The sequence below is a fragment of the Pseudomonas cichorii genome (assembly GCF_018343775.1).
Lineage (GTDB): Bacteria > Pseudomonadota > Gammaproteobacteria > Pseudomonadales > Pseudomonadaceae > Aquipseudomonas > Aquipseudomonas cichorii.
The window spans coordinates 4,800,138-4,816,280 of the sequence record NZ_CP074349.1; the positions used below are offsets into that span (position 1 = coordinate 4,800,138).

A 16,143-nucleotide genomic window follows, 5' to 3' on the forward strand; every position below is an offset into this window, starting at 1 on the left:
CCATGTCGAAATTTTTTATCGATCGCCCGATTTTCGCCTGGGTAATCGCCCTGGTGATCATGCTGATCGGCTCCCTGTCGATCCTCAGCCTGCCGATCAACCAGTACCCAAGCATCGCACCGCCAGCCATCGCGATTCAGGTGACCTACCCGGGCGCTTCTGCACAGACCGTGCAGGACACTGTGGTGCAGGTCATCGAGCAGCAGCTCAACGGTATCGACAACCTGCGCTATGTCAGTTCGGAAAGTAACTCCGACGGCAGCATGACCATCACTGCGACCTTCAATCAGGGTACCAACCCGGATACGGCGCAGGTTCAGGTGCAGAACAAGCTGAACCTGGCCACACCGTTGCTGCCTCAGGAAGTACAGCAACAAGGCATCCGTGTAACCAAGGCAGTGAGAAACTTCCTGATGGTTATCGGCCTGGTGTCCGAAGATGGCAGCATGGGCAAGGAAGACCTGGCCAACTACATCGTGTCGAACATGCAGGACCCGATTTCCCGGACATCCGGCGTGGGTGACTTCCAGGTCTTCGGTGCCCAGTACTCCATGCGTATCTGGCTTGACCCGGCCAAGCTGAACAACTTCCAGTTGACCCCGGTCGATGTCAGCAACGCTATCACTGCCCAGAACGTCCAGGTGTCTTCCGGTCAACTGGGTGGCCTGCCCGCCATCAGCGGCCAGCAACTTAACGCAACCATCATCGGCAAGACCCGTCTGCAGACCGCAGAGCAGTTCGGCAATATTTTGCTGAAGGTCAACGCCGATGGTTCTCAAGTGCGCGTCAAGGATGTCGCCACCGTGGGCCTGGGTGCAGAAAACTACAGCGTCGACTCCCAGTTCGACGGCAAACCCGCTTCCGGCCTGGCGATCAAGCTGGCACCCGGCGCCAACGCCCTGGACACTGCCAAGGCCATCCGCAAAACCGTTTCATCGCTTGAGCCGTTCTTTCCGCCAGGCATGAAAGTCGTCTACCCGTATGACACCACCCCAGTGGTCAGCGAGTCGATTTCCGGGGTTGTTCATACTCTGGGCGAAGCGATTGTCCTGGTGTTCCTGGTGATGTACCTGTTCCTGCAGAACTTCCGTGCCACGGTCATCACCACACTGACCGTGCCCGTAGTCTTGCTGGGTACCTTCGGCATCCTCGCGGCCTTCGGTTTCACCATCAACACCCTGACCATGTTCGGTATGATCCTGGCCATCGGCTTGTTGGTGGACGACGCCATTGTCGTGGTGGAAAACGTCGAACGGGTCATGGCAGAAGAGAAACTGTCCCCCAGGCAGGCAACCATCAAGTCCATGGAGCAGATCCAGGGTGCATTGGTGGGTATCGCACTGGTTCTGTCGGCGGTTCTGTTGCCAATGGCGTTCTTCGGTGGTTCAACCGGGGTGATCTACAAACAGTTCTCGATCACCATCGTATCGGCGATGGCGCTTTCGGTGGTGGTGGCCCTGATCTTCACCCCTGCCCTTTGCGCCACGATGCTCAAGCCCATCGATCACGAGAAGCATGGCCAACCCAAGCGCGGGTTCTTCGGCTGGTTCAACCGCACCTTCGACCGCAGCGTAGAAAGCTACGAGCGCGGCGTGGGCAATATGCTCAAGCATAAATTCCCGGCGTACCTGGGCTATGTCCTGATCTGCGTTGGCATGATCTGGATGTTCACCCGTATTCCGGCTGCGTTCCTGCCAGAAGAAGATCAGGGCGTACTCTTCGCCCAGATCCAGACGCCGGCCGGTTCGTCGTCGGAGCGTACACAGCAAGTCATCGACAATATGCGCGATTACCTGCTGACCAAGGAAAGCGGCGCCGTCAAATCGGTGTTCTCGGTCAACGGCTTCAACTTCGCCGGTCGCGGCCAGAGCTCTGCGATTGCGTTCGTGATGCTCAAGCCATGGGATGAACGTTCGGCTGAAAACAGCGTTTTCGAGCTGGCCAAGCGTGCCCAGGCACACTTCTTCAGCTTCCGCGATGCCATGGTGTTCGCCGTAGTCCCTCCATCGGTTCTGGAACTGGGTAACGCCACCGGTTTCGACGTTTACCTGCAAGACCAGGGTGGTGTGGGCCATGAAAAACTCATGGAAGCACGTAACCAGTTCCTGGGCATGGCGTCCCAGAGCAAGGTTCTGGCAGGCGTACGTCCCAACGGTCTGAACGATGAGCCGCAGTACCAGTTGATCATTGATGACGAACGGGCCAGCGCCCTTGGGATAACGCTGTCGGACATCAACAACACTCTGTCGATTGCCCTGGGTGGTCGCTACGTCAACGACTTCATCGACCGTGGTCGTGTGAAGAAGGTGTACCTGCAAGGCGACTCTGGCGCCCGGATGACCCCGGAAGACCTGAACAAATGGTACGTGCGCAACAGCGCGGGCGAGATGGTGCCGTTCTCGGCATTCGCCAGCGGCAAGTGGGTCTACGGCTCGCCTAAACTGTCACGCTACAACGGCGTGGCAGCGGAGGAAATTCTCGGTACACCGGCTCCGGGCTACAGTACCGGCGAGGCCATGGCCGAAGTAGAAGCACTGGCCAAGAAACTGCCACCTGGCATCGGCATCTCCTGGACAGGTCTGTCCTATGAGGAGCGTCTGTCCGGGTCGCAGGCACCTGCGCTGTATGCACTTTCCCTGCTGGTGGTCTTCCTCTGTCTGGCAGCGCTGTATGAAAGCTGGTCGATTCCGATCGCGGTCATGCTGGTAGTTCCACTAGGCGTCATCGGTGCGTTGATCGCAACCAGCATGCGCGGCCTGTCGAACGACGTGTTCTTCCAGGTAGGGTTGCTGGTGACAGTCGGTCTGGCTGCGAAAAACGCCATCCTCATCGTGGAGTTCGCCAAGGAACTCCACGAGCAGGGGAAAACCCTGACTGACGCTGCAATTGAGGCTTGCCGGATGCGCCTGCGTCCGATCATCATGACCTCCATGGCCTTCATCCTGGGTGTTGTCCCACTGACAATCTCCACGGGCGCAGGCTCGGGCAGCCAACACTCGATTGGTACAGGCGTCATTGGCGGTATGATCACCGCCGTCGTACTGGCCATCTTCTGGGTGCCACTGTTTTTCGTATCGATATCGGCGCTCTTCAAGAGCAAGCAGAAACCTATCTCTCACGATGAGGCTGGCCAATGAGCAAGTCCCTGATTTCTCTGGCAGTTACCGCGTTCATTCTCAGCGGCTGCTCCCTGATTCCCGAGTACAAGCAGCCGGAATCACCGGTTGCAGCACAGTACCCGCAAGGTCCTGCCTACCTGCCGGCCGAAAACGCCGAAAGAGCGGCCGCCGAGCAAGGCTGGCGTCAGTTCTTCCGTGACCCGGCACTGCAACAGCTGATCCAGACGGCACTGGTCAACAACCGTGACCTGCGGGTCGCGGCCCTGAACATCGACGCTTACCGCGCGCAATACCGCATCCAGCGTTCCGACCTGTTCCCGGCCGTCTCGGCCAATGCCACGGGCTCACGCCAGCGCGTGCCAGCCGACATGTCCACCAGTGGCGAGGCCGGCATCACCAGCTCCTACTCGGCAAACCTGGGTATCAGCTCCTATGAGCTGGACCTGTTCGGTCGTGTGCGCAGCCTCAGCGATCAGGCCTTGCAGACCTACTTCGCCAGTGAAGAAGCACGCCGCAGCACCCAGATCAGTCTGGTGGCCAACGTCGCCAACGCTTACCTGACCTGGCAGGCCGACAAGGAACTGCTCAAGCTGACGCAGGAAACCCTCAAGACCTACGAGGAAAGCTATCGCCTGACTTCGCGCAGCAATGAAGTGGGTGTCGCTTCGGCTCTGGACCTGAGCCAGTCGCGTACCTCGGTTGAAAGTGCCCGTGCCAGACTGGCCCAGTACCAACGACTGGTCGCGCAGGATCAGAACAACCTGACCATGCTGCTGGGCTCTGCCCTGCCTGACAACCTTCCAGAAGCGCAGCCGCTGTCTGCCGACCTGCTGACCGAAATGCCGGTTGGTCTGCCGTCCGACCTGCTGCAACGCCGCCCGGATATCCTGCAGGCCGAACATAACCTGATGGCAGCCAATGCCAACATCGGAGCAGCACGTGCAGCGTTCTTCCCGAGCATCACGCTGACGGCCAATGCCGGTACGGCCAGCCCCGACCTGTCGGGACTGTTCAAGGGCGGTTCGGGGACCTGGCTGTTCCAGCCAAGCATCAACCTGCCGATCTTCAACGCCGGTAACCTGCGTGCCAGCCTGGATTACTCCAAGATCCAGAAGGAAATCAACGTCGCCAACTATGAGAAGGCGATTCAGACCGCATTCCAGGAAGTCTCCGATGGCCTGGCCTCGCGCAAGACCTATAACGAGCAGCTCCAGGCGCAGCGTGATTTCGTCACGGCCAACCAGGACTACTACCGTCTTGCCGAGCGTCGCTATCGCATCGGTATCGACAGCAACCTGACGTTCCTCGACGCACAGCGCTCGCTGTTCAGCGCGCAACAGACGCTGATCACTGATCGCCTGTCCCAGCTCACCAGCGAGGTCAACCTGTACAAGGCCCTCGGTGGCGGCTGGTACGAGCAGACCAGCAGTGCGCAACCGATTGCCAAAGAGAAACCGTCAGTCCAGCTGTTCTGATCGGCCTTCACAAAAAAACCACCGTAACAGGTGGTTTTTTTATGCCCGGAAAACGCGATCAGTGATCGTGATGCAGATACGCAGGCTGCTTCGGCAAGCGCAGGCTGAACAGGAAAGCCACCACCATCATGGCGGTCACGTACCAATAGAAGGTGTTTTCCATGCCGTTGCTCTTCAGGCTCAGGGCAACGTACTCAGCCGAACCGCCAAACACAGCGTTGGCGACCGCATAAGCCAGACCGACACCCAGCGCCCGCACCTGTGGCGGGAACATCTCGGCTTTTACCAAGCCACTGATGGAGGTGTAGAAACTGACAACCGCCAGCGCCAGGGTAATCAGCACAAAAGCAAAGAACGGACTGGTGTTGCTCTTGAGGGTCATCAGGATCGGCACGGTGCACAAGGCGCCCAGCGCGCCGAACCACAGCATCGAGTTACGCCGCCCGATCTTGTCAGCCAGCATGCCGAAGAACGGCTGCATGCACATGTACAGAAACAACGCACCGGTCATGATGTAACTGGCGGTCTTGGGCTCCATGCCGCCCGTGTTGACCAGATACTTCTGCATGTAAGTGGTGAAGGTGTAGAAAATCAGCGAGCCACCGGCGGTGTATCCCAGTACCGTAATGAATGCCGCCTTGTGATGCTTGAACAACGCCGCAATGCTGCCGGCGTCCTTGTCCTGGCGACTTTCGGCCGTGGTGGTTTCATCGAGGGTGCGGCGCAGCAGCAAGGCAATCACTGCGGCACAGGCACCGATCACGAACGGGATACGCCAGCCGTAATCGCGCAGCTCTTCAGTGGTGAGAAATTGCTGCAGAATCACCACCGTCAGCACCGCCAGTAACTGCCCGCCAATCAGGGTCACGTACTGGAAGGATGCATAGAAACCACGCTTGCCACGCAAAGCGACTTCGCTCATGTAAGTGGCCGTGGTGCCGTACTCACCGCCCACCGACAACCCTTGCAGCAGACGCGCCATCAGCAACAGAGCCGGAGCCCAGGCGCCAATCGACGCATAGGTCGGCAAGCAGGCAATGATCAGCGAACCGGCACACATCATGGTCACCGAAATCAGCATGGAGTTCTTGCGGCCATGCTTGTCGGCCACACGTCCGAACAGCCAACCGCCAATCGGACGCATCAAGAACCCGGCCGCGAACACCCCGGCGGTATTGAGCAACTGGACTGTCGGATCATCGGAAGGAAAAAACGCCGGAGCGAAATAAATGGCGCAGAAGGCGTAGATATAGAAGTCGAACCACTCGACGAGATTGCCGGAAGAGGCGCCCACGATGGCGAAGATGCGCTTGCTGCGCTCTTCGCCGGTGTAAGGGGTGTGAGTTGTATTTGTCGTTGTCATTGTTCCCATCCTGGTCAGGCGATCTAGAAACAATCTGTAACACTCAAGCCCGACAAGTACAACCGCTCCGGCATTGCAAACCACACACTTCTGTTGAGTGCACCGGCTTCTCGCGAATGAATTCGCTCCTACGCGGGTTGTACTTCGATTGCCAATGCCAATCCCTGCCCGACGCCCACGCACATGGTCGCCAGACCTTTGCGGCCGCCAGTCTTTTCCAGGTGGTGCAAGGCCGTCAACACCAGCCGTGCGCCGCTCATGCCCAGTGGGTGCCCCAAGGCAATCGCGCCGCCATTCGGGTTGACCTGAGGCGCATCGTCGGCGAGCCCCAGCTCACGCAATACAGCAAGCCCCTGGCTGGCGAAGGCTTCGTTGAGTTCGATGACATCGAAATCGGACACCGCCAACCCCAGCCGCTCGACCAGTTTGCGCACTGCCGGGACCGGGCCAATGCCCATCACTCGCGGTGCAACACCGGCGCTGGCCATTCCCAGAATCCGTGCCCGAGGGGTCAGGCCATGCTTCTTGACCGCTTCTGCCGAAGCCAGGATCAAAGCTGCCGCGCCGTCATTGACCCCCGACGCATTGCCAGCAGTAACAGTCTTTTCAGGGCCATTGACCGGCTTGAGCCTGCCCAGGGTTTCCAGGCTGGTATCGGCACGTGGGTGCTCATCCTTGTCGACAACGGTTTCACCCTTCTTGTGAGCGACCCGCACCGGCACGATCTCTTCCTCGAAAAAGCCCGCAGCCTGGGCAGCAGCAGTGCGCTGCTGGCTGCGCAGGGCGAAAGCGTCCTGATCGGCTCGAGAAATCCTGAAGTCATCCGCCACGTTGTCGGCGGTTTCAGGCATGGAGTCGACGCCGTACGCCGCCTTCATGGCCGGGTTGACGAATCGCCAGCCGATGGTGGTGTCTTCCAGCTTCATGCTGCGCGAGAAAGCGGCATCGGCCTTGCCCATGACAAACGGCGCACGGGACATCGACTCGACACCACCGGCAATCGCCAGCTCCATTTCGCCCGCAGCAATGGCCCGGAAAGCAGTGCCGATAGCGTCCATGCCCGAAGCACACAGGCGATTGAGGGTTACGCCGGGAATGCTCGGCGGCAGGCCGGCCAGCAGAGCAGCCATGCGAGCAACGTTGCGGTTGTCCTCTCCGGCCTGGTTGGCGCAGCCGAGGAATACTTCGTCCACTTCGTCCCAGTTGACCGACGGATTGCGCTCCATCAGGGCCTTGATCGGCACCGCCGCCAGGTCGTCGGCTCGTACCGAAGACAGGCCGCCGCCAAAACGCCCGATGGGGGTACGGATTGCATCGCAGATAAAGACGTCACGCATCATGCTTCTCCTGCAACCTGGCCATGAGCCGCCGCAGTCCGTGCTTCCAGCTCACGCAGGGCGTTGAGTTCCACATCAGTGGGCTCTTCGGAATAAACGACCTGCTCGGCAAAGCGGATTTCCCAGCCGGTGGCCGCGATGACCTGCTCGCGAGTAACACCCGGATGCAGCGTAGTCACCACGAATTCGTTGGTGCCGGCTTCCGGCTCCATGATGCACAAGTCCGTGATGATCCCCACAGGCCCGGCGCCGGGCAGGCCGAGACGCTTGCGCGAGTCGCCGCCTTCGCCATGCCCGACCGAAGTCACGAAGTCGAGTTTGTTGACGAACGAACGGGCCGACTGCTTGAGGATGATCAGCACCGACTTGGCAGAACCGGCAATTTCCGGTGCGCCACCGGCACCCGGCAAACGGACTTTCGGGTTGTGGTAATCGCCCACCACCGTGGTGTTGATATTGCCGAAACGGTCGACCTGGGCTGCGCCCAGAAAGCCTACATCCACACGTCCGCCTTGCAGCCAGTAGCGGAATATTTCGCTGGTCGCGACCACGGTGTCGGCAGTTTCAGCCAGCTCACCGTCACCAATGGACAGCGGCAGTACCGTGGGTTTGGCACCAATCGGACCCGATTCGTAGATCAGAACCACATCCGGCGAAGAGGTCAGGCGCGCCAGGTTCGCCGCCTTGGAAGGCAGGCCGATGCCGACGAAGCAGACCGCACCATTGCGCAAGCGACGAGCGGCGGCGATGGTCATCATTTCACTGGTGGTGTAAGTCATTATTTTGCCTCCGCAGCGCTGGCCAACTTGCTCTGGAACTCACTGAAATCCGCTGTTCCATGAATGTATTCAGCAATCCACGCGCTGAAGGTTTCGCGGTCCCGGGCAATCGGGTCCCAGGCCTGGTAGAAAGGATTGTCCCGCTCGTAGTAGCCATGGGCGTAGGACGGATGCGCGCCGCCGGGCACCAGACAGACCGCGCTCAAGGCCCAGGTCGGCAAGACGCAGGCGTTCATCGGTGCCTTGAGATCGTCGACGACTTCCTCAACCGTCACGATGCAGCGTTTGGCAGCCAGTGCCGCTTCTTTTTGTGCCCCGAGAATCCCCCACAGCAGCACATTGCCCTTGCGGTCGGCTTTCTGGGCATGAATAACCGTGACATCCGGGCGCACCGAGGGCACGGCAGCCAGCACTTCACCGGTAAACGGGCAGGTTACGGTCTTGATCAGCGGGTTGACCTTGGGCAGGTCGGAGCCGGCATACGCGCGCAGCACCGCGAACGGCAAACCCGAGGCACCGGCTACATAGGCGTTGGCCAGGTCGGCATGGCTGTGCTCTTCGATTTCAATGGAATGGGGCCACTGCTTTTCGACGGCGTCCCGCAAGCGATGCAGAGAGCCCACACCCGGATTGCCGCCCCACGAAAAAACCAGCCGTTTCGCACAACCGGCACCGATCAATTGGTCGTAGATCAGATCCGGCGTCATGCGCACCAGCGTCAGGTCCTTTTTGCCCTGACGAATGATTTCATGGCCTGCTGCCGTGGGGATCAAATGCGTGAAGCCTTCAAGTGCGACGGTATCGCCATCGTTGACCAGTTGCTTCACTGCATCGCGTAGAGAAAGAATTTCAGCCATGAGGTGCTCCCGAACCCAACATCACGTTCAATGACCGGCGCGAAGAGCGCCGCAATGAAAATGAGGTTATGCCTGAGCACGAGCGCAAACAATCCGATAATCGACTAAGCGTTCGATAATCGAACGCATTAAAAAGTGGCTGTTCCGCTCATCAGGTAAACAACTGTGTGCTCAGATCCCGACTCGCATCGAGCATGATCGGCAGGAATCGCTGCTCCAGTTCACTGCGGGCCACGCGCCCGGCACTGGTACTGACATTCAGCGCGGCCAATACCTGACCCGATGCGTCATAGACAGGCACGGCAATCGAGCGCAGCCCCTGCTCCAGTTCCTGGTCGACGATGCACCAGCCTTGCTGACGAACCAGTTGCAAGCATTCCAGCAGCGCTTCGGTGGTACGGATGGTGCGGCTGGTCTTGGGCTGCAAATCCACATGATCCAGATATTCACGCAGCGACACATCGTCCAGCGCCGCCAGCAGGATACGCCCCATGGATGTGCAATAGGCCGGCAGCCGACCACCGACCGAAAGGTCGACGGAGATAAGCCGCTGAGTAGTCGCCGAGCGGGCGATATAAAGAATGTCGTCGCCTTCGAGGGTCGCCATGTTGCAGGCCTCGTGCAACATATCGCTCATGCGGTCCAGATAAGGCTGCGAAGAAACCGCCAGCGGCGTCGAAGACAGATAAGCGTGCCCCAGGGTAAGAACCTTGGGTAATAACGAATAGGTTCGACCGTCCGTCGTCGCGTAACCCAGTTTGATCAGGGTATGCAGGCAACGACGAACGGCCGCCCGGGGAATTTCCGTGCGGTGGCTGATCTGGGCAATGGTCAGATGTCGCTTGCGCTCCTGGAAGGCATGAATCACGGCCAGGCCACGCGCCAGCGAGGTCATGAAATCGGGGTCGCCTGTCAGCGCCTGGATACGCTTTGCAGGCGAAGCCACGATGGGCGGTGCCAGCGATGCAAAAGAATTACGCAGTTCATCATTCATTGCCAACACCTCTGTAACAGCTCTCAGGCCTTGTAAACCGCTGGCTTCAGCCCTTTTTCAGGACGTTTTGAGAAACCCGGCCTGTGCGATTATCGAACCAATGGCCGATAATCGCAATTGACCCATCGCAAATATACTTATACCTTTACCTCTGCCATGAAGTGGCTTCTTGGAAAATCCTGGTCAGGTACCCACTAAGAAGTCCATGGCAGCGGCCTTGCCCACGAAGCAAGGCCGTTTTCATTAGGGCAATCACAACTGCGACATTCTGACGCACCCTCCGATGATTGCCGATTAATCGCCCTGCCGAATTTCATTTGAATTTTGTCGTCAGTATTCTGTCTATGGATGCCGGACTTTCGATGATGAAAGTTCTGTCATATTCATTACTCACCAAAACTTCGGAAGAGTCTCACAAAAAAAACATTATTCATGAAATCTCCCGGCAACCGGACAACGCCTATAGTTGACGAGACTGTACTTCTTGGAGATAGTATCGATCACTTGATTGGCGATACCTTGCCCTCCTGCGCAACATGCAGTTAGTTTTTCGGCGCAAGGACCAGTCAATGTCAGCCCTAGTGCTTAACCCAAAAAACGAATGTCGCTACGACAGCTGTTTTTTCTGGTGCCCGTAGCCGCGAGCAGCAACGTGTCAAAGGCCTTGTGAAAAAAGCCGGAAGCCCTGCGTGGCCAGACAGCCACGAATGTATTTCGCCGGTCAGCTCACACGAGCGAACACTTTTGCGTGCTCAGCGTTATCACCAGACTCAATTGACTTAGATCAGGTAACTCAGTGACTAAAGATGAACTGCGCGCGGAACTTGAGCGCCAGGAGCAACGTTACAAGGATGTCTACGGCGGGGAAGTCACCACCTACGCCGCGCAGCCCGAACCGGAACGCAAGCCCTGGCGTAAAAGAGCCAGTCTGCTGGATCAGGCTTTCAAAGAAGAGCTGCAGAAAATGGAAAAAGGCCTGAAAGAAGAAACATGACAAACCCCAGGGTCTGAACGGCTTCAACCGTTCGTGCAGGCCTTGAGAATGCTGGCAGCAAAGGCGTCACCGTCCCATTTGAGCGATCAACCGGGCACTCCCGTCATGCCTTTTTTTTGACTTTAAGCGATACCAATCAGCGGCTGGCAAGTCGATCCGTATTTTTTCTGTCATAATCGCGCCCCCTTCAGACCGGGTCAGAAAACCTACATGATCGATTTATTCAGCGGGCTAGATGCTTGGGTGTTAGTGAGCCTGTTGCTCGCCCTGGCATTCGTCCTAACGTTCGAGTTCATCAACGGCTTTCATGACACCGCCAACGCGGTGGCGACAGTCATTTACACCAAGGCAATGCCGCCTCATCTGGCCGTGTTCTTCTCGGGTGTCTTCAACTTCCTCGGCGTCCTGCTGGGCGGTGTCGGCGTGGCCTATGCCATCGTCCACCTGCTTCCGGTGGAAATGCTGATCAACGTCAATACCGGACACGGGCTGGCGATGGTGTTCTCGCTGCTGGCCGCGGCGATCGCCTGGAACCTGGGTACGTGGTACTTCGGTATTCCGGCATCGAGTTCCCACACGCTGATCGGCTCGATCCTGGGTGTGGGCCTGGCCAACGCTCTGATCAACGACATCCCGTTGAGCGATGGCGTCAACTGGCAGAAAGCAATGGATATCGGCGCATCGCTGGTGTTCTCGCCACTGGCCGGCTTCCTGATTGCAGGCCTGGTGCTCATCGCTCTGAAATGGTGGCGCCCACTGTCCAAGATGCACAAGACGCCTGAACAGCGCCGCAAGATCGACGACAAGAAGCACCCGCCCTTCTGGAACCGTCTGGTGCTGGTCATCTCGGCCATGGCCGTGAGCTTTGTACACGGCTCCAACGATGGCCAGAAAGGCATCGGCCTGATCATGCTGGTGCTGATCGGTATCGTGCCAAGCCAGTTCGTTCTGGACCTCAACAGCACGACCTACCAGATCGAACGTACCCGTGATGCAACCCTGCACCTGAGCCAGTTCTATCAGCGCAACAGCAGCACGCTGGGCGAATACCTGGCCATGGGCAAATCCTTCAAGGGTGATCTGCCGTCCAGCTCCGCCTGTAATCCGGAGCAGACCGAGCCGACGATCGACGCACTGCTCGACACCCTGAAGGGCGTTGCCGATTACCACTCGCTGTCTGCGGAACAACGCATCGAAGTGCGCCGTTACCTGCTGTGCCTGGATGACACTGCACGCAAGGTCGGCAAGCTGCCGCACCTGGGCGCCCGTGAAAAATCCGACCTGGAAAAACTGCGCAAGGACCTGACCGGTACGACCGAATACGCACCGTTCTGGGTAATCCTGGCCGTTGCACTGGCGCTGGGTATCGGCACCATGGTCGGCTGGAAACGTGTGGTACTGACCATTGGCGAGAAGATCGGCAAGCAGGGCATGACTTACGCTCAAGGCATGTCTGCGCAGATCACCACGGCCTGCGCCATCGGTATGGCCAACATCTTCAGCCTGCCTGTTTCGACCACCCACATTCTGTCGTCGGGTGTTGCCGGAACCATGGTCGCCAACCGCAGCGGCCTGCAAGGCGGCACCGTACGTACGATTCTGCTGGCCTGGGTCCTGACCCTTCCAGCCACTGTCGCACTGTCGGCTTGCCTGTTCTGGCTCGCGTCCAAGGCGCTGGCCTGATACACCTGACAAAGGCGGTGCGCCCGCACCGCCTTTGTCGCCTCACCTGCGCTTCTTGCCGCCCAGCAACGACCCCATCAAACCCCGCACCAGCTCACGACCCAACTGAGTCGCCGCCTGACGCATGGCATTTTTCACGGCTTGCCCTGCAACGCTGCCCAGGAATTCACTGGCCTTGTCACCAAAACTTTCCGACTCCTGCGCAGGCACATCGGCCTGATTCGCCTCGCTTGCCTTGCGGGTCACAAGTATTTCATAGGCTGATTCCCGGTCGATGGGCTTGTCATAGCGCCCCGCAAGCGGTGACTGGCTGATCAGGCCTGCGCGCTCGGCATCGCTCAGTGGCCCGATGCGTGACTGAGGAGGAGCAATCAGCACACGCTGAACCATGGCCGGCGTGCCCTTGTCCTCCAGGGTACCCACCAGCGCTTCGCCGATCCCCAGTTCAGTCAGCACACTCAACGCATTGAACGCGGGATTGGGCCTGAAACCATCGGCCACCGCCCGCAGCGACTTCTGCTCCTTGGCCGTGAACGCTCGCAGCCCGTGCTGAATGCGCAACCCCAACTGCGCCAGAATGTCGTCCGGCAAATCTCCGGGCGATTGAGTGACGAAATACACACCGACGCCCTTGGAGCGAATCAAGCGCACAACCTGCTCAAGCCGTTCCTGCAAAGCCTTGGGCGTATCAGCAAACAACAGGTGCGCCTCATCGAAGAACAGGGCCAGCAGCGGCTTGTCCGCATCCCCTCGCTCGGGCAATTGCTCAAAGAGTTCTGCCAGCAACCACAGCAGGAAAGTGGCGTAGACCTTGGGAGCTTCGTGCACCAGACGGCTGGCATCCAGCAGATGAATGCGCCCTCGCCCATCGCTGGCGGGCCGCAGAATATCTTCCAGTTGCAAGGCCGGTTCGCCAAACAAGGCTTCTGCGCCCTGCTGCTCAAGGACAGCGAGACGCCGCTGCAAGGCCTGGCCGGACCCCGTGGTCATCAACGCGCCATCTTCGCCCAGCAATTGCGGGTTATCGCGCAAATGGTTGAGCAGCGCCTTGAGGTCCTTGATATCCAGCAGCAGAAGACCTTCGCGGTCAGCCACCTTGAAGGCTGCATACAGTGCCGATTGCTGGCTGTCGCTCAATTCAAGCAGGTTACCCAGCAGCAACGGCCCCATTTCACTCAAGGTTGTGCGCAAGGGATGGCCGGACTTGCCGTCGATATCCCATAGCGTGACCGGATAAGCCTGAGGACGATGATTGAGCCAGGGCATGCCGGCAATCCGTTCAGCAATCTTGCCTTGGGGATTGCCCGCAGCGCCGAGACCACAGAGATCGCCCTTGATGTCGGCGGCGAAAACCGCAACGCCCGCATCGCTGAAGGCTTCAGCCAGACGCTGCAGCGTGACGGTCTTGCCTGTCCCGGTTGCACCGGCCACCAGACCATGGCGATTGGTCAGGCGTAACGCCTGAAAGACAGGTTGGCCACCAAGGTCGGCCCCCAATGCAATTTCCTGAGAATCGGGCATTTCATCACCTGCTCAATACGACATGCACGGCTGTGGGAAGCCGCTGATCGGCAGCCAGCAGCTCTTGTGGAATGCTTAGTATTGATCAGTTTGCGCCGAACGGCTGAATACTCAAGCGTCGCTGTCGGGCTCGGGAGATTGCTGCTGAAGCTGACGCCACAATCTGGCGGCTTCGGAGAAGTCGGCACCGTTTTCGGGTGTCAGCTCATCGGGGTCGTAACGGCTCAGACAGCCTTCGCCCAGGGTGGGAGGTGCGGTGGAGGTGGCTTTATCGAGGGGATCGGTCATTCGCAAGGCACCCGTACATTCAAAGAACATCTATCGCCTTCAATGACGTCTCGCGAATGAATTCGCTCCTTCAGAGGCGTAGGAACGAATTTATTCGCGAAGGGCGCAAATGATCAATCAAAAACCACGGTCTTGTTGTCGTGCACCAACACCCGGTCTTCCAGGTGAGCGCGCAGACCACGGGCCAGGACCATTTTTTCCACGTCACGACCGAAACGCACCATGTTTTCGATGCTGTCGCGATGACTGACGCGCACCACGTCCTGCTCGATGATAGGACCGGCGTCCAGCTCTTCAGTGACGTAGTGACAAGTGGCACCAATCAACTTCACGCCTCGCAGCGAAGCCTGATGGTAAGGCTTGGCACCGACGAACGATGGCAGGAAGCTGTGGTGAATGTTGATCACTTGGTGAGCATATTCGCTGCACAGTTGCGGCGGCAGGATCTGCATGTAACGCGCCAGCACAACGACGTCAGCCTTGTGATGCCCCACCAGACGCGAGACTTCGGCAAATGCCGGCTCCTTGTCCTTGGGGTCCACAGGCACATGGTAATAAGGGATGTCGTGCCACTCGACCATGCTGCGCAGGTCCTGGTGATTGGAGATCACGCAGGCGATGTCGCAGTCGAGCTCATCGCTGTGCCAGCGGTGCAGCAGGTCGGCCAGGCAATGGGATTCGCGGCTGGCCATCAGCACCACGCGCTTTTTTTGCGCGGAGTCGGTGATGCGCCAGTCCATCGAGAACTCTTCGGCAATAGGCGTAAATGCCTCGCGGAAACCATCGAGGTCAAAAGGCAATGTATCGGCACGGATCTCGTGGCGCATGAAGAACCAGCCACTGAGATTGTCCGAATGGTGGCTCGCTTCGGTAATCCAGCCATTATGGGATGCCAAAAAGTTACTGACTTTGGCAACGATGCCAACACGGTCCGGGCAAGCAATCACCAGACGAAAAGTGCGCATTTAGGGAAACTCCAGAACTTCGCAAAGGCGCTATTCTAGCGACTGCGCGGCAAAACTGCAGTATTCCCTTTGCCCTTGGCCAGAAGAAAAACGGTGTCCCGGGATTGCACCCTGCCATCATCCCGTTTTCAGCGTTCAAGCCTCAAACAAGCCCTCTATTTAGAGGGGGGTTTAATAGGGACATCTTTGGTGATCCCTGACCTCATCGCTAGTTCCATGAATCTGTAGAAGGGGTGCTGTATTCTAAATAATTCAATAAAACTTTTATTTAATGTTTACTTGCTCAATTCCTCTGACTATTATTGCGTGACTGTCTCCCTGAAACCCATCACAACATAAGGTCCCCCTCATGTCCCTGATCAACGAATACCGCGCCACAGAAGAAGCAATCAAAGAACTGCAAGCCCGTTTGAAAAATCTGTCGCAAGACGACAAACTGCAAACCGAGCTGGAATTTGAAGGTAAACTGCGCACGCTGATGGGCGAATACCAGAAATCGCTGCGTGACATCATTGCACTTCTGGATCCAGAATCGAAAGTTAAAGCGCCTCGTGGCGGTGCAGTGAAAACTACCGGCACCAAGCGTGCTCGTAAAGTCAAGCAATACAAAAACCCGCACAACGGCGAAGTCATCGAAACCAAAGGTGGCAACCATAAAACTCTGAAAGAGTGGAAAGCCAAGTGGGGCGGTGACGAGGTTGAAAGCTGGGCCACTCTGCTGGGCTAAGCTTCATGGGCTGCACAACTGCACCCTTTAAAAACGCCAGC

At 58.2% G+C, this 16,143-nt stretch carries 13 protein-coding genes; 5 read left to right on the forward strand and 8 right to left on the reverse strand.

Annotated features, from left to right (window positions below):
• Nucleotides 1–2 precede the first annotated feature (2 nt).
• Both KGD89_RS20450 and KGD89_RS20455 read left to right on the forward strand, forming a co-directional pair.
• Nucleotides 3–3,137, forward strand: a complete 3,135-nt coding sequence (locus KGD89_RS20450; protein WP_025261626.1) for an efflux RND transporter permease subunit — start codon at nt 3–5, stop codon at nt 3,135–3,137.
• Nucleotides 3,134–4,594, forward strand: a complete 1,461-nt coding sequence (locus KGD89_RS20455) for an AdeC/AdeK/OprM family multidrug efflux complex outer membrane factor (RefSeq protein ID WP_025261627.1) — start codon at nt 3,134–3,136, stop codon at nt 4,592–4,594. The genes KGD89_RS20450 and KGD89_RS20455 overlap by 4 nt, the downstream gene beginning before the upstream one ends.
• 58 nt (nt 4,595–4,652) lie before the next feature.
• On the opposite strand, the gene KGD89_RS20460 is transcribed toward KGD89_RS20455, so the two are convergent.
• The 5 genes from KGD89_RS20460 to pcaR form a co-directional block, all read right to left on the reverse strand.
• Nucleotides 4,653–5,957: an MFS family transporter gene (locus KGD89_RS20460; protein WP_025261628.1), complete on the reverse strand. Its 1,305-nt coding sequence runs from the start codon at nt 5,955–5,957 to the stop codon at nt 4,653–4,655.
• A gap of 128 nt (nt 5,958–6,085) precedes the next feature.
• Nucleotides 6,086–7,297, reverse strand: coding sequence for a 3-oxoadipyl-CoA thiolase (gene pcaF, locus KGD89_RS20465; RefSeq protein WP_176767535.1), 1,212 nt, complete (start codon nt 7,295–7,297; stop codon nt 6,086–6,088).
• The gene (locus KGD89_RS20470) at nt 7,294–8,073 is read right to left on the reverse strand and encodes a CoA-transferase subunit beta (RefSeq protein ID WP_025261630.1); all 780 of its coding nucleotides are present in this window, start codon (nt 8,071–8,073) and stop codon (nt 7,294–7,296) included. The genes pcaF and KGD89_RS20470 overlap by 4 nt, the downstream gene beginning before the upstream one ends.
• A complete protein-coding gene (locus tag KGD89_RS20475) occupies nt 8,073–8,930 on the reverse strand; it encodes a CoA transferase subunit A (RefSeq protein ID WP_025261631.1) in 858 nt (285 codons plus the stop codon). Before KGD89_RS20475 ends, KGD89_RS20470 begins: the two co-directional genes overlap by 1 nt.
• Before the next feature lie 151 nt (nt 8,931–9,081).
• A complete protein-coding gene (pcaR, locus tag KGD89_RS20480; protein WP_025261632.1) occupies nt 9,082–9,924 on the reverse strand; it encodes a pca regulon transcriptional regulator PcaR in 843 nt (280 codons plus the stop codon).
• Between the two features lie 796 nt (nt 9,925–10,720).
• On the opposite strand from pcaR, the gene KGD89_RS20485 reads away from it, so the two are divergent.
• Together KGD89_RS20485 and KGD89_RS20490 are read left to right on the forward strand one after the other, a co-directional pair.
• Nucleotides 10,721–10,918, forward strand: a complete 198-nt coding sequence (locus KGD89_RS20485; protein WP_025261633.1) for a hypothetical protein — start codon at nt 10,721–10,723, stop codon at nt 10,916–10,918.
• Nucleotides 10,919–11,128: 210 nt separating this feature from the next.
• On the forward strand, nt 11,129–12,601 hold the full coding sequence (locus tag KGD89_RS20490; protein WP_025261634.1) for an inorganic phosphate transporter: 1,473 nt from the start codon (nt 11,129–11,131) through the stop codon (nt 12,599–12,601).
• Between the two features lie 42 nt (nt 12,602–12,643).
• On the opposite strand, the gene KGD89_RS20495 is transcribed toward KGD89_RS20490, so the two are convergent.
• The 3 genes from KGD89_RS20495 to purU all read right to left on the reverse strand — a co-directional run bounded on the left by KGD89_RS20495 (nt 12,644) and on the right by purU (nt 15,375).
• Complete coding sequence (locus KGD89_RS20495) at nt 12,644–14,122, reverse strand: helicase HerA-like domain-containing protein (RefSeq protein WP_025261635.1); 1,479 nt, start codon at nt 14,120–14,122, stop codon at nt 12,644–12,646.
• A 111-nt stretch (nt 14,123–14,233) separates the two neighbouring features.
• Nucleotides 14,234–14,410, reverse strand: a complete 177-nt coding sequence (locus KGD89_RS20500; RefSeq protein WP_117148172.1) for a hypothetical protein — start codon at nt 14,408–14,410, stop codon at nt 14,234–14,236.
• A gap of 113 nt (nt 14,411–14,523) precedes the next feature.
• Nucleotides 14,524–15,375 (reverse strand): formyltetrahydrofolate deformylase, encoded by an 852-nt coding sequence (gene purU / locus KGD89_RS20505; RefSeq protein WP_025261636.1) that lies wholly within the window; start codon nt 15,373–15,375, stop codon nt 14,524–14,526.
• 349 nt (nt 15,376–15,724) lie between these two features.
• Between purU and mvaT the strand changes: the two genes are divergently transcribed.
• Nucleotides 15,725–16,102 (forward strand): histone-like nucleoid-structuring protein MvaT, encoded by a 378-nt coding sequence (mvaT, locus tag KGD89_RS20510; protein ID WP_025261637.1) that lies wholly within the window; start codon nt 15,725–15,727, stop codon nt 16,100–16,102.
• The last annotated feature ends 41 nt before the right edge of the window (nt 16,103–16,143 follow it).